Here is an 18,738-nt window from a genome sequence, read left to right on the forward strand (position 1 = left end):
GTCCCCCGTTTCGGGCGCGGCGCTACTTCAGCTTCTCGATCAGCGCCATGGCGGCCGCCGGGTTGCGCACCTTCGCGCCGGCGATGAAATAGGCGAAGACGTCGCCGCGCTGGGCCCAGGCCTTGGTCTGCTTGGCGATGGCGTCCAGTTCGTCCGAAGTCATGCCGGTGGGCTCGTCAGGCTTGCTGGACATCAGGCGGGCATAGGTGAAGTCGGCGGTCGGCTGGTCGATGCAGGGCCAGGTCGGCTCCTCGTCGTCGACGGCGTAGACGATGGCCGCGCCGTACTGGGCGGCCAGGTCGTAGAACTGCTGGTCGGCGAAGGTCGGGCTGCGGACCTCCAGGGCATGACGGGCCGGCCGGCCGCCGATCTCCTTGGGCAGCAGTTTCAGGAAGCCCTCGAAATCGACCGGGTCGAACTTCTTGGTGGCCATGAACTGCCAGTTGATGGGGCCCAGCTTGGGGCCCAGCTCCTCCAGGCCCTGGGCCAGGAACTTCTCCAGCGAGTCGTTGTTCTCGGACAGCACCCGGCGGTTGGTGCAGAACCGGCTGGCCTTGACCGAGAACACGAAGTCGTCGGGCGTCTCGTCGCGCCACTTCTGCCAGCTGTTGGGCTTGAAGGTGGAATAGTAGGTGCCGTTGATCTCGATGCTCGTCACCTTGGACGAGGCGTATTTCAGCTCGTCCTTCTGCTTGAGATCGTCGGGATAGAAGGTCCCCCGCCAGGGCTCGTACGTCCAGCCGCCGATGCCGGCGCGAATGGTTCCGGGCATGCAGATGTTCCCTTCCTGTTCTCGCGGCGCACCGTATTGGGGAGCGACGTTATGCGCAAGTCCGGCGATCACTTGCCCCCTACGGATCGCTTCGCGATCGTCTTCCCCCAGAGGGGGAAGAGCGCTCCGCCCCCTCGCCGCGACAGACCGCGTAGCGGTCAGGTGGGGGCAAGTCAGCGTGAACCAGGCCCTCTCAGCATTCCACCCGGTTCACCGACAGCCCCACCGCCAGGCCGCCCAGCGAGGTCTCCTTGTAGATCTCGCTCATGTCCTCGCCGGTGCGCTTCATGGTGGCGATCACCTTGTCCAGCGACACCGAGTGCTGGCCGTCGCCCAGCAGGGCCAGCCTCGCGGCGTCGATGGCCTTGATGGCGCCCATGGCGTTGCGCTCGATGCAGGGGATCTGGACCAGGCCGCCGATCGGGTCGCAGGTCAGGCCGAGGTTGTGCTCCATGCCGATCTCGGCGGCGTTCTCGATCTGGTCGTTGGTCCCGCCCAGGGCGGCGCAGAGGCCGGCCGCCGCCATCGAGCAGGCCACCCCCACCTCGCCCTGGCAGCCCACCTCGGCCCCGCTGATCGAGGCGTTGCGCTTGTAGAGCGCGCCGATCGCCGCCGCCGTCAGCAGGAACACCCGCACCCCCTGCGGCGTGCCGTTGTGGAAGCGGTGGTAGAAGCGCAGCACCGCCGGGATCAGGCCGGCCGCGCCGTTGGTCGGGGCCGTAACCACCCGGCCGCCGGCCGCGTTCTCCTCGTTGACCGCCATGGCCCACAGGTTGACGAAGTCCATGGCCGACAGCGGGTCGCTGATCTGGCGCTCCAGCCGGCCCTGGATGGTCTGGTGGATCTGGCGGGCCCGGCGCTTGACGGCCAGGCCGCCGGGCAGGGTCCCGGTCTCGCGCATGCCGCGGTCGATGCAGGCCTCCATGGCCGCGAAGATGCGGTCCAGCCCGGCGTCGAGCTCGGCCTGCTCCATCCGCGCCAGTTCGTTGGCGCCCATCACCCCGGCGATCGACAGGCCGGCGTCGGCGGCCCGCTGCAGGAGGTCGGCGCCGCTCTCGAACGGGTGGGGAACCGGCGGACCCTCGTCCGGCGGGGTGTTGCGGCCCATCTCGCTCTCGTCGCGGACGAAGCCGCCGCCGATCGAGAAATAGGTGCGCTCAGCCAGCACGGCGTCGGCGCCGTCGTAGGCGGTGAAGGTCAGGCCGTTGGGATGCTGCGGCAGGCGCTCGTGGCCGGCCCAGACGATGTCGCGCGCCTCGTCGAAGGCGATGTCGATCTGGCCGCCGAGAAGCAGCGACTGGGACGCCTTGGTTTCCAGCAGGGCCGCTTCGCCGATGTCGGGATCCAGTTCGGCGGGGATGTAGCCCATCAGCCCCAGGATCACCGCCCGGTCGGTGGCGTGGCCGCGCCCGGTCAGGGCCAGGGAGGCGTAGAGCCGCGTCTCGACCCGGGCGACGTCGGGCAGCCGGCCGGCGTCACGCAGGCGGCCGACGAACAGGTTGGCGGCCGTCATCGGCCCCATGGTGTGGCTGCTCGACGGGCCGACGCCCAGCTTGAACAGGTCGAAGACGGAGGCTGTCATGATAAATTCCGCTCATCCCGGCGAAGGCCGGGACCCAAGCTGAGCTTGCAGGCCTGGTACCGACGCGCCGCTTGGGTCCCGGCCTTCGCCGGGATGAGCGGAGCAAAAAAGAGACTATTTGCGATCCGCCTTGCTCTGGTCCCGCAGCGCCTTGAACTCCGAGCCCGCCTGCCATTCCGGCCAGGCCTTCGAATTGGCCAGGTCCGCGCCCACCTCGTAGAACAGGCCGATGTCCTGGGCCTGGCCGGTCAGGTCCCAGTCGGCGCGCCACTCGTCGGCCGGCTGGTGGTAGCGGTTGGTGGTGTAGTCCTCTTCCGCCTTCTGGCCGGCCGCCTTGCCGCCGTTCACCAGGTCCTCGCCCGAGCCGACCGAGATGGCCGGCACGCCGCGCTTGGCGAACGGGAAGTGGTCCGAGCGATAGAAGTGGCCGGCCTGGGGCGACGGATCGGGCGTGAAATAGCGGCCGTGGGCCTTGGCCTTGGCGACCAGCAGGTCCTGCAGGTCGACCTTGCCGTCGCCCGAGGTGGTGATGTCCTTGGCCGGACCGGTGGCCGACAGGGCGTCGATGTTCAGGTCGGCCACGGTCTTGGACAGCGGGAACAGCGGGTTGGCGGCATAGTATTCCGAGCCCAGCAGGCCGCGCTCCTCGGCGGTGACGGCCAGGAACAGGATCGAGCGCTGCGGAGGCGGCTGGCTCTTGAAGGCGCGGGCCAGTTCCAGGATGGCGGCGATCCCGTCGGCGTTGTCGATCGCGCCGTTATAGATCCTGTCGCCGCGGGCGTCGGGCTGGCCGACGCCCAGGTGGTCCCAGTGGGCGCTGTAGATCACCGTCTCGTCGGGGGCGCGCGTCCCCTTGATCCGGCCAGCGATGTTCTTGGACGTGATCACCGAATGATCGACGGCGTAGCGGGCCGAGAAGGTCGCGCCCTTCAGCTCCACCGGCTTGAAATCGCGCGTCCGGGCCTGGGCCTTCAGGGCGTCGAAGTCGAGGCCGGCCGCCTTGAACAGCTCGACGGCCACGTCGCGCTGGATCCAGGATTCCAGCTGCGGATGGCTCTTGGCCGGATCCTTGCGGACGATGTCGAACATCGTGTTGGTGTTGGAGTTCTTGACCGTGGCCCAGCCATAGGAGGCCGGGGCGGTCTCGTGGACGATCAGCACCCCCGCCGCGCCCTGGCGGGCGGCTTCCTCGAACTTGTAGGTCCAGCGGCCGTAATAGGTCATGGCCTTGCCGCCGAAATCGCCGGAACCCGTCTCGAAGTCGGGATCGTTGATCAGCACCACCAGGATCTTGCCCTTCAGGTCCTGGCCCTTGAAGTCGTCCCAGTTGCGTTCCGGCGCCTTGACGCCGTAGCCGACGAAGACGATCGGGGCGTCCTTGATGGCGACGTTGTCGACATTGGTCATGGCCGCGCGGATGGCGATCTGCTCGCCCTGGGCCAGAGGGACGGCCTTGTCGCCGACCGTGAACTGGGCGGCGACCGGGCCCTTGATGTCGAACTTGGCCAGCGGCACGTCCTGGGTCCAGGCGCGGGTTCCATCGGCCTTGGGATCGCCGGCCGGCTCCAGGCCGATGGCCTTCATCTGGCCGACGATGTAGTCGACCGACTTGGTCTCGCCGGCCGTGGCCGGGCCGCGGCCCTCGAAGTCGTCGGACGACAGCACCTTGATGTGGGCCGACAGCCGGGCGGGGTCGATCTTCGGCGCATCTGCGGCGTGCGCGAGCATGGGAGCGACGATCAGGGCGGTCGCGAGCAGCAGGCGTTTCATCGGGTCTCTCTTTTGGAGCAGATCTTGGCGCGGACCCTAGCGGGAGTGTTGGGCGGCGGCTAGGCGCCCTGCGTCCTTCGAGGCCCGCTTCGCGGGCGCCTCAGGAAGAGGAAGTCAAAGCCCGCCCAACGTCCTCATCCTGAGGTGCGAGCCGATAGGCGAGCCTCGAAGGACGCACGGCGGTCACAGCTCCCCCGCCAGCACCCGCCCATACAGCGCCGGATCCACGTTGCCGCCAGAACAGACGATCGCCGCCGCCTGGCCCTTCAGGTCGATCTTGCCGGCCAGGGCCGCCGCCAGGGCCACGCAGCCGCCGGGCTCGACCACCAGCTTCAGCACCGAGAAGGCGTAGCGCATGGCCTCGGCCACCTCGGCGTCGGTGACGGCGGCGATCCCTGACAGGGTGCGGCTGTTGATCGGCCAGGTCAGCTCGCCCGGGATCGGGGTCAGCAGGGCGTCGCAGATCGAGCGGGCGTCTGGATCGATGGTTTCGCGCTTGCCCGAGGCCAGGGAGCGGCGGGTCTCGTCGAAGCCGCCCGGTTCGGCGCCCCAGACCTGCGTGGCCGGCGACAGCGCCTTGACCGCCGTCGAGACGCCGGCGATCAGCCCGCCGCCGCCGACCGGGCTCAGCACCCTGTCCAGCGCCACGCCCAGGGCTTCGGCCTGCTCGACGATCTCCAAGCCGACCGTGCCCTGGCCGGCGATGATGTGCGGGTCGTCATAGGACGGCACGACCACGCAGCCGCGCTCGGCGGCGATCTGGGCGGCGATGGCGACCCGGTCCTCGGTGAAGCGGTCGTAGAAGCGGATCTCGGCCCCGAAGCCCCGCGTGCCCTCGACCTTCACCGCCGGCGAGTCGGACGGCATGACGATCAGGGCCGGGCAGCCCAGCAGCTGGGCCGCCAGGGCCACGCCCTGGGCGTGGTTGCCCGACGAGAAGGCCACCACCCCGCGCCGGCGCTCGTCGTCGCTCAGCCGCGACAGGCGGTTGTAGGCGCCGCGGAACTTGAAGGCCCCGGCCCGCTGCAGGGTCTCGGGCTTGAGCAGCACCCGGCCGCCGAGTCGCTCGTTCAGCGCCGGGCTCTCGATCAGCGGCGTGCGGACGGCCTGGCCTTGGAGGCGGGCGGCGGCGGCTTGGATGTCGGAAAGGGCGATGCTCATGGCGCCCAGGTCTATCGTTCGGCGAGCGGCGCCGAAACCCTTTGCGAGCGGCGCCGTTCACGCCATAAGAGGACCAACAAGACCGCTGGGGACTACACCGTGAAAAAAGCCCTGTTCGTCGCCGCGGCCTGCGCCGCCGTGGCCGCCGCCGCGCCCGCCCTGGCCGGCGAAGCCTTCGTCGGCGTCTACAAGCACGACGTCACCTTCATCGGCGACGCCGTCGGCCTGGGCGCCGCGGGCCGCGAGGACGGCGTGGACGTCCATCTGGGGTACCGCACCAACCGGATCGAAAGCCTGCGCTGGCTGGGCAAGCCCCAGGTCCACGCCATGGTGTCGATCAACAGCGAGAACACCTCCAACTTCGTGGCCGCCGGCTTCGACTGGCGGATCGAGCTGGGCCAGCCGGGCGGCTTCTACCTGCGCCCCGGCATGGGCCTGGCCTATACGGACGGCGAGACCGGCCTGCCGCCGGCCAACGCCCCGAACATCAGCGACGAGGAACGCGCTCGCCGCACCTATCTCTATTATCACCGCATCGACTTCGGCTCGAAGGTGCTGTTCGAGCCGGAGCTGGCCCTGGGCTACGACATCAACGACAGCTGGTCGGCCGAACTGTCCTACACCCACCTGTCGAACGGCCAGATCTTCCACCAGGGCAAGAACCAGGGGCTTGACGACGCCGGGGTCCGGCTGGTCTACAAGTTCTGAACCGGACGGCCCCCTTGGAGGCGGGCCGTCACGCCGATCACAAGAGATGAAACGTCCGCCGCCGAGTCCTGTCGAAGGGCCGCGGGCGCCCTTCGGCAGGTGATAAGGCATATCTGAACATGGCCAATGTGACCGTTGTCGGCGCCCAGTGGGGCGACGAGGGCAAGGGCAAGATCGTCGACTGGCTCAGCAACCGGGCCGACGTCGTCGTGCGGTTCCAGGGCGGCCACAACGCCGGCCACACCCTGGTGGTCGACGGCAAGGTCTACAAGCTGGCCCTGCTGCCGTCGGGGGTCGTGCAAGGCAAGCTCTCTGTCATCGGGAACGGCGTGGTCGTCGATCCTTGGCACCTGCTGAGCGAGATCGACAAGATCGCCGAGCAGGGGGTGGCGATCACCCCCGAACTGCTGGTGCTGGCCGACAACGCCTGCCTGATCCTGCCGCTGCACAAGGATCTGGACCAGGCCCGCGAGGCCGCCTCGACCCAGAAGATCGGCACCACCGGCCGCGGCATCGGCCCGGCCTACGAGGACAAGGTCGGCCGCCGCGCCATCCGGGTCGCCGACCTGGCCGATCCGGAAGCCCTGAAGCCGAAGATCGAGCGGCTTCTGGCCCATCACGGCGCCCTGCGTCGCGGCCTGGGCCTGCCGGAAGCCGACGCGGCCGAGCTGTTCGACGCCCTGATGGCCCTGGCCCCGCGCATCCTGGCCTACGCCCAGCCGGCCTGGCGCCTGCTGGACAAGGCCTACAAGGACGGCCGCAAGATCCTGTTCGAGGGGGCGCAAGGCGCTCTCCTGGACGTCGACCACGGCACCTATCCGTTCGTCACCTCGTCCAACACCGTGGCCGGCCAGGCCTCGGCGGGCTCGGGCATGGGACCGGCGGCCACCGGCTACGTGCTGGGCATCGTCAAGGCCTACACCACCCGCGTCGGCGAAGGCCCGTTCGCGGCGGAACTCGACGACGAAGTGGGCAAGCACCTGTCGACGGTCGGCCGCGAGGTCGGGGTCAACACCGGCCGGGCCCGCCGCTGCGGCTGGTTCGACGCGGTGCTGGTGCGCCAGTCGGTGGCCATCAACGGCATCCACGGCGTGGCTCTGACCAAGCTGGACGTGCTGGACGGCCTCAAGACCCTGAAGATCTGCGTCGGCTATCGCATCGGCGACAAGGTCGTCGACTACCTGCCGGCCGGCATGCGCGACCAGAAGGCCGCCCAGCCGATCTACGAGGAGCTGGAAGGCTGGAGCGAAAGCACCGCCGGCGCCCGTTCGTTTAAGGACCTCAACGCCAACGCCATCAAGTATGTGCGCCGGGTCGAGGAACTGATCGGCGCCCCGGTGGCCCTGCTGTCCACCAGCCCCGAGCGCGACGACACCATCCTGATGCGCGATCCGTTCCAGGGCTGATCGGACTCCCGTCCTCCGGGCGCTCGGCGGGGCGTCCTGAGGACGGCGAAAAAGCCGCGACAACCCGCCGCACGGTAAACGCTTGTGAACCTTGTTCGGCCAAGCTTCGCGCGAATTCAGGCGTGAAGGGACGGCGAGTGGGGCTGCGCGATTTTCTCGACGACGGCCGCGACAGCGACAGCCTCGCCATGAGCCGGCGGGGGCGCAACGGCCGCCTGATCGCCATGGTCGTGATGGCGGGTTTCCTGGCCGCCATGTTCGGCCCGCCGCCCGCCCTGGCCTGGGTGGCGACCAATCTGGGCCTGGAGCTGTGGCTGGTCCGGCTGCAGCATGGCGTCGATGCGCGCGCCGAGCGGCCGCTTCCTCTGGTGACCAGGTTGGCGCCGGCCCTGATCTTCAGCAGCGTCTGGTCCGTGAGCGCCTTGCTCGCCTGGTGGCATGGCCTGCCGATCATGAAGTTCGCGGCCCTGCTGACCCTGCTGGGCCTGATCGTCGAGAGCCTGAAGTACGCCGCGCTCAGCCGTTCGGCGACGGTGTCGCTGCTGCCGCCGCCCGTGATCGCCCTGGCCGCCATGCCGTTCTCGGCCGACAAGCCGCTATGGATGGAAATCCTGGCCTCGTCCCTGGCCCTGCTGGGCCTGGGCGGCTACCTGGTCGACGCGGCCCGCCTGCTGCGCGCCAACGCCCTGGCCCTGGAGCAGGCCCAGGTCGAGGCCCAGGAGGCCAGCCGCGCCAAGTCGGCGTTCCTGGCGATGATGAGCCACGAGTTGCGGACCCCGATGAACGGGGTGCTGGGCATGGCCCACGCCCTGGGCTCGACCGAGCTCGACGCCCGCCAGGCCGACTATCTGGAGACCATCGTCGAGTCGGGCGACGGGCTGATGGCGATCCTCAACGACATTCTCGACCTGTCGAAGATCGAGGCCGGCAAGCTGGAGCTGGAAGCCATGCCGTTCGAGATCCGGGTCCTGGGGCGCCAGCTCGAGCGGGTGTGGCGGGAGACCGCCCGCGCCAAGGGCCTGGCGCTGTCGCTGCAGATCGCGCCAGACACCCCGCGCTGGCTCCTGGGCGACCCGATCCGCGTCCGCCAGATCCTGCTGAACCTGGTGTCCAATGCCCTGAAGTTCACCCAGGAAGGCCGGGTCGACATCGTCATCGCGCCTCACGCCGCCGGCGGCGTCGAGATCACGGTGTCCGACACCGGGGTCGGCATGACGCCCGAGCAGCAGGCCAAGCTGTTCACCCCTTTCGTCCAGGGCGATCGGTCGATCGCTCGACGGTTCGGCGGCACCGGCCTGGGCCTGTCGATCTGCCGCGAACTGGCCGAGAGGATGGGCGGTCGCATCGGCCTGGTCAGCCGGCCGGGCGAGGGCTCTACCTTTACTGTCGTCCTGGGCCTGGCGACGACCGAGGCGCCGGCGCCGGAAGCCGCCCCGGACGTCGCGCTGGACGTGGCCGGCGCGCGAGTGCTGGTGGTCGACGACAACCTGGCCAACCAGGCCGTCGCGCGGGCCATACTGGAGGCGGTCGGCGTGCTGGTCGCCACGGCGGGCGATGGTCGCGAGGCCCTGGCGCGGCTGCGGGTCGAGAACTTTGACGTGGTGCTGATGGACGTCCACATGCCGGTCATGGACGGCGTCGAGGCCCTGCGGCGCCTGCGGAACGGCGAGGGCGGCCGCCCCGACGTGCCGGTCGTCGCCCTGACGGCCGATGCGATGTCGGGCGAGGTCGAGCGCCTGATCGGTCTGGGCTTCGACGACGCCCACCCCAAGCCAATCCAGCCCGCCGGCCTGATCCAGGCCATCGCCTGGCGGCGTGCGCCCGCGCCGGCCAAGCCTATTCCGGTCAAGCTTGCCACGGATTAGCGATTGCTTAGCTGGCCAAGGTTTATGACGGCCAGGATCCTAACGGAGGTTCGCCGCCCTTGGCCCTCGCGCGTCGCCTGATGAAGTCCGCCAACAAGGCTGATCGCCTGACGCGCAGCCTGCGGGCGCTGGATCGCGAGGCCTCGACCAGCCGCGTCCTCAACCTGCTGGCCATCGAGGCCCGCAGCGGTCATCGACCCGAACACGGCGAGGCGCCGCTGTTTCGCAACCGCATCCTCAATACCGCCCTGGTGGTCAAACACCGTTTGCGGGCCGACGACATCTTCCTGTTCGACGAGATCCGGCCCAACGCCACCAAGATCATCATCCCGTTCGAGCGCAGCGACCTGGGCCTGGGCGGCCAGTCGTTCTTTGTGGGCCAGCGCGGCTGGGTCGAGCTGCTGCGTGAGGCCTGCAACGAACAGACCGACATGGCGCGCGACCTGGCGACCCTGCGGCTGATCGACCAGCTGCCGTCCCTGGACCCGTTTCTGCTGCGCGAGCACCTGCGCCGCCATGGCCTGTCGGTGGCCGCCACCTATTTCGCCCTGTCGACCGCCGACATGGAGCAGATGCAGAGCTTCGTCTCGGCCCAGATCTCGCTGCTGATCGACCTGGCCTATCGCGACGCCGGCCGTGCCGTGCCCGGCGCCCACGCGGCGCGGCTGGTCGAGGCCCTGCTGTCGACCGACGTCGACGAGCGGCTGGAGCCGCTGCGCGAGACGCTGATCATGGACGGCGAGAGCTTCAAGGAGGGGGTCTTCAGCTGGAAGGGCTTCCTCTATTACAAGTGGATGCTGACCCGGCTGTGGACCGAGCTGGACACCGTCGGCGGCGAGATCACCCGGCTGACGATCACCGGCAACCGCGACGCGGGAACCCAGCGTTATCTGGACGACACCCGCAAGCGCCTGCGGCGCGGCATATTGCTGGAGCGCCGGGCGATCATGCGGGCCCTGGAGGTCTATGACCGGGCCTTCGACGACCTGATCGACAACGGCAGGCCCCAGGCGTTCCGCGAGTTCCTGCTGCGCGCGCCCGACATGTTCCTGTCGCTGGGCGAAAAGGTCGGGGTGATCGCCCATATCGCCAGCTTCTGGCGCTACCGTTTCCCGGCCGGCATGCCGCTGGTCGCCGACATCGAGGACGCGATCGACCTGCTGCAGGACTTCGACTCCGGCCTCAGCGTCAGCCTGGCGGCCTGAATCCGGGACTTTCTGTCGCAACGGGCGAAGACTAAGCGGATTTTTACCATCGCCCGGCTAGTCTGCGGACAAGTCATTTTCTGGAGCTTCCGGGTCCCGTGTTCGACGGCAACATCCGCACCTTGCAGCGTATCGCGGCGAAGATGCAGCGCGTGCTGATCGTCGACCCGAACACCGCGGCCGTGCGCCTGCTGGCCGACCAGCTGCGCCATGTCGGCAACGTCCAGATCTTCCACGCCGTCTCGGCCGAGGCCGGCTGGGGCATGGCGCGCACGATCGACCCGATGCTGATGTTTGTCGAGCACGCCTCCAGCGGCTGCGACGGCCAGGCCCTGGCCCGCAAGATCCGCCGCAGCGACCTGGCCTGCCGCGAGAACCCGATCATCATGTGCACCGCCGAGGCCACGGCCGACGCGATCTTCGGGGCCCGGGACGCGGGCATCCACGAGTTCATGCGCAAGCCGTTCACGATCAAGGATCTGGAGCGCCGGCTCGAGGCGGTGACGCTGAAGCCCCGCGACTGGGTCGAGGCCGTGCAATATGTCGGTCCCGATCGCCGCCGCTTCAACTCGGCCGAATACAAGGGCCCGCGCAAGCGCAAGGCCGACGCCACCGGCGCACCGGCCGCCCGCCTGTCCCAGGCCCTGCGGATCGTCAAGTCGGCCGCCCAGGCCCTGGACAGCGATCCGGCCCAGGCCCGGCGCGCCCTGGTCGCCCAGGCGGTCGAACTGAAGAAGGTCGGCGAAGCGATCAAGGACGTCCGCCTGTTCGAGGCCGCCGCCGCCCTGGAGGCCTGCACGGCCGGCGGCATGGCGCGGGCCGAACTGATCCAGCGCATCGATAGCCTGATGGGCTTCCTGGTCGAGGACAGCGGCGACCGCGGCGCGGCCTGACGCTTCAGCGCAGGCCCAGGGCCTTCTCGACCGCGCGCCACGACACCATCTTGAAATTCTGCGCCTGGGGGCTGTTGTCGCCGTCCTGGGCCACCATCAGGCCGCCCGGGAAGTCGGGACCGAAGTCGCCGGCCGCGATCTCGACGCCGTCGGTGTCGCTCGTGCCGTCGACACCGCCATGGGCGACGATGCGGAACCGGCCGCGATAGGCGCCGTCGCGCAGGTTCCAGACCGCATAAGCCGAATCGCCCTGGCTGGAACCGACCAGATAGCCGCCGTTCCGTCCGCGCGGCAGGATCGCCAGGCCCTCGGAGTCCGCCACCAGCCTCACACCGTCGACCTTGGCGAAGGCGTCCCGATGGTCGCCGCCGTCCGGCGCGGCCGAGAAGCGCCACACCCCGACGTCCTCCTCGGCCACGTACAGCTGGCCGGTGCGATCGTCGGCCACGCAACCTTCCGATTGGGTGGCCAGCTTCATCTGCCGGACGACGGCGGCCTTGGGCGCCGGGCCCGAGACGTCGATCGACAGCTGGCTGATCAGGCCGTCCTTGCCGACCACGAAGGCGAACAGCGCGCGATCGGCGGCGCGGCGATAGAGGCAAAAGCCATAGGCCTCGCCGACCTGGGCGGGCAAGGCGCCAAGGGCGGTGAGCGCGGCGGTGCGGGTGTCCAGCGCGAACAGGGCGACCTTGCCGACCGTACGATCGGTCCGGTCGCTGGCCGCCACCAGCACGCCGGGCGCGCCGTGGATCACGACGTCGCCGCGCAGGTCGACATTGTTGACCCGGCCCGCCTCAAGGAAGCCACGCGTCTTGCCGTCCAGGCCATAGACATACAGGCCGTCCTTCTTGTCGGTGGCGACGATCAGGGAGTTCTCGGGGCGCCGGACGTCGCGCCAGATCGCCGGGTCGTCGGCGGCGTCGCGCTGAGAGGCGACGGCCGCGGTCTCGCGCAGGGCCGGGATCTCGGCCGTGACGACGGAGGCCGTCGTCGCTGGAGGCCGCGTCGCGCAGGCCGCCGTCACAAGCATCAAGGAGATGCAGATCGGCGGCAGTCCACCCGTAATTCGCATGATTGTCCGATCTCCATTCTATCGGTTCGCCATGCGGCAGGTCATTGTGTAAGTCAATCGCGCTCAGACATCCAAGTTGCATCATCGGAACCTGCCGATGTAGTCACGTCGGCGATATACAAAACTGACATAAATCTGTCGTCGACTTGACGCGCGGGGCCAATACCTGACAGCCGCGAGCCCAGGAAGGGCGGGCCAAGGGGATTCAACATGTCGGTCGGTATCAAGGGCGCCCTGCTGCGCCGATGCAGCCTCACGGCGATGGTCATGGCCGTGGCGGCGACGCCGGCGATGGCCGCCGAGCTGCGCGGCCAGGTGGTGGACAGCCGCGGCGCGCCGCTGCCAGGCGCCTCGGTCGAAGCGGGTGGACGCTCGGCCGCCGCCGGTCCCGACGGCCGTTTCGTGCTGACCGGCGTGGCGCCCGGCGCCATGGACGTGACCGTCGCCTATGTCGGCTACGGCGCCTCGACCCTGCCGGTCACCGTGGCCGAGGCCGGCGGCGAGGTCACGCTGACCCTGAAGGCGGCCGACGCGGTGTCCGAGGTCGTCGTCAGCGGCGCCCGCGCCGCCGAGCGCCGCTCGCTGCAGGTCAAGAAGGTGGCCGACAACTTCGTCGAAGCCCTCTACGCCAACGATGTGGGCAAGCTGCCCGACCAGAACGTCGCCGAGGCCGTGCGCCGTCTGCCGGGCGTGTCGGTGGCCAACGACCAGGGCGAAGGCCGCTACGTGATCATCCGCGGCGTCGATCCGCGCTATGTCAACGTCACCGTCAACGGCCAGACGGCCGCCGCGCCCGAGCCCGACAACCGCCAGGTCAAGCTGGACGACATTCCCTCGGCGATGATCGGTTCGGTCAAGGTGATCAAGAGCCTGACCGCCGACCTCGACGCCAGCGCCATCGCCGGCCAGGTGGACATCGTCACGCTCAGCGCCTTCGACCGTCACGGAACCTTCGGCAGCGCCCGGGCCGCCTATGGCCGCTTCGACCTCAACGACAAGAACCCCTACGAGGTCGACGGCGCGCTGGGCGGCACGTTCGGCCCGGGCGGCCAGTTCGGCGCGGTGGTCTCGGCCAACTATTCCAAGCGCCCGGTCGAGTCGCAGAACGTGGCCGGCGCGTCGTGGACCACGGACACCGGAAAACCTGGGGGCAACCCGATCCCGGCCGACTTCGACAGCCGCGACTACAACCTGACCCGCGAGCGCACCGGCTTCGTCGGCAATTTCGACTGGCGTCCCAGCGACGACGTCCAGCTCTATCTGCGCAGCGCCTATTCGAAGTTCACCGATCACGAGACCCGCGACCGCTTCCGCCTGCCGATCGCCGGCACGATCGTCTCGACCTCGGCCACGACCGGCTCGTTCACCAAGGCCACGGGCACGCGCTATGTCCGCCGCCGCGACGAGGACGACAACACCAAGACCGTGTCGGTCGGTGGTCGCTTCAATCTGCCGGTCGGACGCCTGGAGGTCGACGCCGCCTACAGCCGGGCCGAGAAGACCGATCCGCTGCGCAGCGAGTTCCAGTTCGCCACCGGCAAGACCATGGCCGGAATCTTTGACCTGTCGCAGGTGCTGTTCCAGGTCACCCCGACGGCCACGGCCTACGATCCGGCCAACTACGTCTTCAAGAGCGTCAACTACGATCGTCGCCAGGCGGTCGAGACGCTGAAGCAGGCGCGCGCCGACTACGCCTTCCCGCTGGCGGCGATCGGCGATGGCGGCGAGGTAAAGATCGGCGCCAAGCTGATCGACCGGTCCAAGACCAACGACCGCGACTATACGACCTTCGATCCGGGTTCGACGACCTTCACCCTGGCGGCCCTGAACCCGCCCAGCCTGGCCTCGACCTATGAGGGCCGCTACGCGTTCGGCCCCAAGGTCGACTATAACGCCGCCCAGGCCTATGTGACCGCCAATCCGGCGACGCTGAAGCTGAACGCCGCCAAGTCGCTCAGCACTGCCCTGCTCAGCGACTACGACGTGTCGGAAAAGATCTATGCCGGCTACGCCATGGCCACGCTGAAGATGGGGCGGGTGACCCTGGTTCCCGGCCTGCGGGTCGAGACCACCGACGGCGACTACACGGCCAAGACCTTCAATAACGCCACCGGCACGCGCGGCGCCGACACCGCGGGCTCGAACAAGTACACCAACTGGTTCCCCAGCCTGAACGCCAGAATGGACATTACCGACCGCCTGGTGCTGCGCGCGGCGGCGACCACCGCCATCGGCCGTCCGGACTATGTGTCGCTGGCCCCGGCCATCACGGTCGACGCCACCGCCGACACGGTCACCCAGGGCAATCCGGACCTGAAGCCGCTGCTGTCGGCCAATCTGGACGCCGGCGTCGAGTACTACCTGCCCGGCCAGGGCCTGCTGTCGGTCTCGGCGTTCTTCAAGGACATCCAGGACCCGATCTTCACCCAGACCCTGCTGAACCAGAACGGGACCTTCGGCGGCGTGGCCCTGACCGGCGCGGCGGTGACCACCCCGCTGAACGCCAGCAAGGCCAGCGTGCTGGGCGTCGAACTCAACGCCCAATCGCAGCTGACCTTCCTGCCGGACGCCCTGAACGGCGTCGGCGTGGGCGTGAACCTGGCGCTGATCGACTCGACCCTGCGCGGCGTGCCCGGCCGCTCCGCCGACAGCCTGCCGCTGGCCCAGCAGTCCAAGACCGTGGCCACCGCCCAGCTGTTCTACGAGAAGTACGGCTTCTCGGCCCGGCTGGCCTATTCCTACCGCTCGAAGTTCCTCTACACGATCGGCGCCGCCCAGGGGTCGGACGTGTGGTGGGACGACCACGGCCAACTCGACGCCCGCGTCGCCTACGCCTTCGGCAAGACCGCCAGCGTCTTCGTGGAGGCCAGCAACCTCAACGACGAATCCTGGCGCACCTTCGTCGGCAACGACCGCCGGCTGGGCGAGAACGAGCGCTACGGCCGGACCTTCCGCACGGGCGTGCAGCTGAGTTTCTGATACCAAGCGCCTTCATCTGACCGCTCCCGAAAGGGATCGTCATTCCGGGCCTTGTGCCCGGAACCCTTGGTTCAGCTGACGGTGAAGCGTCTTGACGCGCCGGCGCGCCACGCCTCCGCGCCCGCGACCGACAAAGGGTCCCGGGCACGAGTGTTCAGTCCGGGGACATGGCGGACACCTGTTCGGGGAGATAGCGGACACATCATCATTGGCATTAGGCGCGACGGCGAGCGGAAGCGGGGCGTTTCCCCTGAACCGCCGCTAGCGCGCCAGCCAGCGACGCAGGGCGGCGTTGACCGCGTCGGGCGCTTCCATGGGCGTCATGTGGCCGGCGTTCGGGATTACCACCATGTGCGTGCAGCCGATGGCGTGGGCCATCTCATGCTGGCCGGCCAGCGGGGTGATGGCGTCGTGCTCGCCGCAGATGATGACGATCGGACAGCGCAGGGCCCGCAGGGCGGCCGCGCCGTCCTCGCGGACCAGGCCGTTCTGGTGCAGGAACACCTCGCGGCCCAGGCGCTGGGTCATGGCCTGGATGCGGCCGGTCAGGTCCTTGTCGCCCAGGCGCGAGGCGTCGACATAGCTGGCCATCAGCCGGTCGGCGACGCCCAGGAACGCCCCCTCGTGGCTGGCCGCGGCGTTGACCGCCCGGCGCTGGGCCGCCCGTTCCGGGGTGTCGGCGCGGATGGCGGTGTCGATCAGGGCCAGGCGTTCGATCCGCTCGGACGCGATTCGGGCGATCTCCTGGGCCACGTAGCCGCCCATCGAGAAGCCGGCCAGGGCGAAGGTCGGCTCGGCTCCGGCCAGAACCTGCTCGGCCAGCTCGCGTAGGCTCTCGCCCTGCGTCAGGTCGGCCACCTGGCAGCGGGCGACGTCGGCCAGGCCGCTGATCTGGTCACGCCACAGTTCGGCGTCGTTCAGCAGGCCGGGCAGGAGCAGGAGTTGGGGGCGGGTCTCTGTCATCGAAAAACGCCCCGGGCCTTTCGATCCGGGGCGCTCCAGTCCTTGAAGGTCGAAACGGTTCTAGGCCTCGACCATGTTCTTGGCGATGGCGGCTTCGCGCATCGACTTCTGCAGCTTCTCGAAGGCCCGGACCTCGATCTGCCGGACCCGCTCGCGGCTGACGCCGTATTGAGCGGCCAGGTCTTCCAGGGTGGTGGGCTCGTCCTTCAGGCGCCGCTCGGTCAGGATGTGGCGCTCGCGGTCGGTGAGCTCGACCATGGCCTCCTCCAGAAGAGTCATCCGCAGGGACTTCTCTTCGTTCTCGGCGACCACGGTCTCTTGGCTGACCTGGTTGTCGTCGGCCAGCCAGTCCTGCCACTCGCTCTCGCCGTCGGCGCGCAGCGGCGCGTTCAGCGAGGCGTCGGGGCCCGACAGGCGGCGGTTCATCGAGACGACCTCGCTGTCCAGCACGCCCAGCTTGGTGGCGATCGCGCTGACCTGCTCGGGACGCAGATCACCGTCCTCGAAGGCGCTGATCTGGCTCTTGGCCTTGCGCAGGTTGAAGAACAGCTTCTTCTGCGCGGCGGTCGTGCCCATCTTCACCAGCGACCACGAGCGCAGGATGTATTCCTGGATCGAGGCGCGGATCCACCACATGGCGTAGGTGGCCAGGCGGAAACCCTTGTCGGGCTCGAACTTCTTGACGGCCTGCATCAGGCCGACATTGCCCTCGGAGATCACCTCGCCAATCGGCAGGCCGTAGCCGCGATAGCCCATGGCGATCTTCGCCACGAGGCGCAGGTGCGACGTCACCATCTTGTGGGCGGCTTCGCTGTCCTGATGCTCTTTCCAGCGCTGGGCGAGCATGAACTCCTCGTCCTTGGCCAGCATCGGGAACTTGCGGATTTCGGTGAGATAACGCGACAGGCCGCCGTCCGGCGACATCACCGATAGAGAATTCACGGCCATAAAAACTATCCCCTTGGTGCGGATCCGCCCGTCAATCGCGCGCCGTCATCCCCACCGGAATGGGTCAGATAGGAATGCGTTGCGGCGAAGGTAAGGTCGATAACGTATTTGTAATGTCCGACACCCGGACTCGGGTATTGGCGCTTCGGAAGTGAGAATGAACGTTCATTCTCAAAAATTCAAGCCAAAAATGTCAGGCAGACGCGACGTCACCGTCGGACGGTGAACGGGCCTTGCTCACCGCAGGCGAGGCGCGCATCTAATGGTGGTGCTTGACGCCCGGGAGGCTTGTCGTGATCCGCTTCATCGTCCGCGCCCTGATAGCCGCCCTGGGCCTGTGGCTGGCGTCCAGGATCGTGCCCGGGATCCGGGCGCCCGGCGGCTGGACCAGCCTGCTGATCGCCGCGGTGCTGCTGGGCGTGGTCAACGCCATCGTCCGGCCGGTGGTCGTGGTGCTGACCCTGCCGTTCACGGTGGTGACCCTGGGCCTGTTCCTGCTGGTCGTGAACGCCGCGATGCTGGGCCTGGTCGGCTGGCTGCTGGAAGGCTTCGTCGTCAATGGCCTGTGGGCCGGGATCTTCGGCTCGGTGGTGGTCGGCGCGGTCAGCTGGCTGGGCCATCTGCTGATCGGTGACGGGCGCGAGCGAGCCTAGCTTAGGCGCTCACCGCCGTCGCCGCCAGGTCGCGCCAGCCGCGGGCTTCCTTGCGGAAGTGCGAATGGGTCTTGGCCAGGCGCTTGTCGATCTCGGCCAGGGCCTCGCGGGCCTCGTCCTTGCGGCCCGTCTGGGCCAGGAACACCGCGTAGCGGGCCATGCCCTCGAAGCCCGGCAGATGCGCCGCCGCCCAGCGCAGGGCGGTGTCGGCCTCGGAATGACGGCCCAGCGCGTGGTAGGCGCGACCCATGGCCAGGGCGACGTTCGGCGTGCGGGCGGCCGGCGACTGGGCGCTCAGGCCCTCCAGCAGCGGCAGGGCCTCGGCGGCGCGGTCCAGTTCGATCAGGGCGTTGGCCCGTCCCAGCAGCAACTGCGGATCGTCGGCGTACATGCCCTGCAGAGACTCGGCGTACAGACGCTCGGCCTCGGCGTGCCGGCCCAGGCCCGAGGCCGCGGCGGCCAGCCGAGTGCGATTGGCGACCGTCGGCGCGTCCTCGACCGCCTTGCCGGCTTCGCGATATTCGCGTTGCGGGTCGAGGACCTGCCGCGCGGCCTGCCGCGCCTTCTGAGCCTTGGCGCCGCCCAGGAAGTCCGGCGCGACGATGGCGATCAGATAGACCAGCCCGCCCAGGGGCTGGAACAGCAGGATGATCATCAGCCAGTACATCTGCTGGCCCGTGCGGACCACGTGGACGCACAGGGCGATCGAGAACAGCAGCGACAGACCGAGCAGGATCATCGGAAGGGGAGCTCCAAGCTTG

The 18,738-nt window shown here is 68.9% G+C and carries 15 protein-coding genes and 1 pseudogene; 7 read left to right on the forward strand and 9 right to left on the reverse strand.

Going from position 1 to position 18,738, the window contains the following annotated elements; all coding sequences use genetic code 11:
• Positions 1-22: 22 nt before the first annotated feature.
• From EV278_RS20700 to EV278_RS20715, 5 genes and pseudogenes are all read right to left on the reverse strand, one after another.
• On the reverse strand, positions 23-772 hold the full coding sequence (locus EV278_RS20700; protein WP_132095593.1) for a DUF72 domain-containing protein: 750 nt from the start codon (positions 770-772) through the stop codon (positions 23-25).
• 193 nt (positions 773-965) lie between these two features.
• Positions 966-2,354 (reverse strand): L-serine ammonia-lyase, encoded by a 1,389-nt coding sequence (locus tag EV278_RS20705; protein ID WP_132095595.1) that lies wholly within the window; start codon positions 2,352-2,354, stop codon positions 966-968.
• A gap of 114 nt (positions 2,355-2,468) precedes the next feature.
• Positions 2,469-4,124 (reverse strand): M28 family metallopeptidase, encoded by a 1,656-nt coding sequence (locus tag EV278_RS20710; protein ID WP_132095597.1) that lies wholly within the window; start codon positions 4,122-4,124, stop codon positions 2,469-2,471.
• A gap of 36 nt (positions 4,125-4,160) precedes the next feature.
• Positions 4,161-4,336, reverse strand: a pseudogene (locus tag EV278_RS24540) (hypothetical protein).
• Positions 4,308-5,285, reverse strand: a complete 978-nt coding sequence (locus tag EV278_RS20715) for a threonine/serine dehydratase (RefSeq protein WP_132095599.1) — start codon at positions 5,283-5,285, stop codon at positions 4,308-4,310. Before EV278_RS20715 ends, EV278_RS24540 begins: the two are co-directional and overlap by 29 nt.
• A gap of 111 nt (positions 5,286-5,396) precedes the next feature.
• Between EV278_RS20715 and EV278_RS20720 the strand changes: the two genes are divergently transcribed.
• The 5 genes from EV278_RS20720 (at position 5,397) to EV278_RS20740 (ending at position 11,362) form a co-directional block, all read left to right on the forward strand.
• Positions 5,397-5,993 carry an acyloxyacyl hydrolase gene (locus tag EV278_RS20720; RefSeq protein ID WP_243692288.1) on the forward strand — a complete coding sequence of 199 codons (597 nt, stop codon included), beginning with the start codon at positions 5,397-5,399 and terminating at the stop codon, positions 5,991-5,993.
• A 119-nt stretch (positions 5,994-6,112) separates the two neighbouring features.
• The gene (locus EV278_RS20725) at positions 6,113-7,399 is read left to right on the forward strand and encodes an adenylosuccinate synthase (RefSeq protein ID WP_132095603.1); all 1,287 of its coding nucleotides are present in this window, start codon (positions 6,113-6,115) and stop codon (positions 7,397-7,399) included.
• 122 nt (positions 7,400-7,521) lie between these two features.
• Entirely contained in the window at positions 7,522-9,264 is a 1,743-nt protein-coding gene (locus EV278_RS20730; protein WP_347812833.1) for an ATP-binding protein, read from the forward strand.
• Between the two features lie 80 nt (positions 9,265-9,344).
• On the forward strand, positions 9,345-10,469 hold the full coding sequence (locus tag EV278_RS20735) for a hypothetical protein (protein WP_132095683.1): 1,125 nt from the start codon (positions 9,345-9,347) through the stop codon (positions 10,467-10,469).
• Positions 10,470-10,567: 98 nt separating this feature from the next.
• Positions 10,568-11,362 carry a response regulator gene (locus tag EV278_RS20740; RefSeq protein ID WP_132095605.1) on the forward strand — a complete coding sequence of 265 codons (795 nt, stop codon included), beginning with the start codon at positions 10,568-10,570 and terminating at the stop codon, positions 11,360-11,362.
• Between the two features lie 4 nt (positions 11,363-11,366).
• Here EV278_RS20740 and EV278_RS20745 read toward each other — a convergent pair whose 3' ends face one another.
• Entirely contained in the window at positions 11,367-12,434 is a 1,068-nt protein-coding gene (locus EV278_RS20745) for a phytase (protein WP_132095606.1), read from the reverse strand.
• Positions 12,435-12,644: 210 nt separating this feature from the next.
• On the opposite strand from EV278_RS20745, the gene EV278_RS20750 reads away from it, so the two are divergent.
• Positions 12,645-15,413: a TonB-dependent receptor gene (locus EV278_RS20750; protein WP_132095608.1), complete on the forward strand. Its 2,769-nt coding sequence runs from the start codon at positions 12,645-12,647 to the stop codon at positions 15,411-15,413.
• A 261-nt stretch (positions 15,414-15,674) separates the two neighbouring features.
• On the opposite strand, the gene EV278_RS20755 is transcribed toward EV278_RS20750, so the two are convergent.
• On the reverse strand, positions 15,675-16,376 hold the full coding sequence (locus EV278_RS20755; protein ID WP_132095610.1) for an alpha/beta hydrolase: 702 nt from the start codon (positions 16,374-16,376) through the stop codon (positions 15,675-15,677).
• Between the two features lie 60 nt (positions 16,377-16,436).
• Complete coding sequence (gene rpoH / locus EV278_RS20760; RefSeq protein ID WP_132095612.1) at positions 16,437-17,333, reverse strand: RNA polymerase sigma factor RpoH; 897 nt, start codon at positions 17,331-17,333, stop codon at positions 16,437-16,439.
• A 284-nt stretch (positions 17,334-17,617) separates the two neighbouring features.
• On the opposite strand from rpoH, the gene EV278_RS20765 reads away from it, so the two are divergent.
• On the forward strand, positions 17,618-17,977 hold the full coding sequence (locus EV278_RS20765) for a phage holin family protein (protein ID WP_132095614.1): 360 nt from the start codon (positions 17,618-17,620) through the stop codon (positions 17,975-17,977).
• Position 17,978: 1 nt separating this feature from the next.
• On the opposite strand, the gene EV278_RS20770 is transcribed toward EV278_RS20765, so the two are convergent.
• The gene (locus tag EV278_RS20770; RefSeq protein ID WP_132095616.1) at positions 17,979-18,716 is read right to left on the reverse strand and encodes a tetratricopeptide repeat protein; all 738 of its coding nucleotides are present in this window, start codon (positions 18,714-18,716) and stop codon (positions 17,979-17,981) included.
• Positions 18,717-18,738 lie beyond the last annotated feature (22 nt).

The organism is Caulobacter sp. BK020, from assembly GCF_004342605.1.
Taxonomy (GTDB): domain Bacteria; phylum Pseudomonadota; class Alphaproteobacteria; order Caulobacterales; family Caulobacteraceae; genus Caulobacter.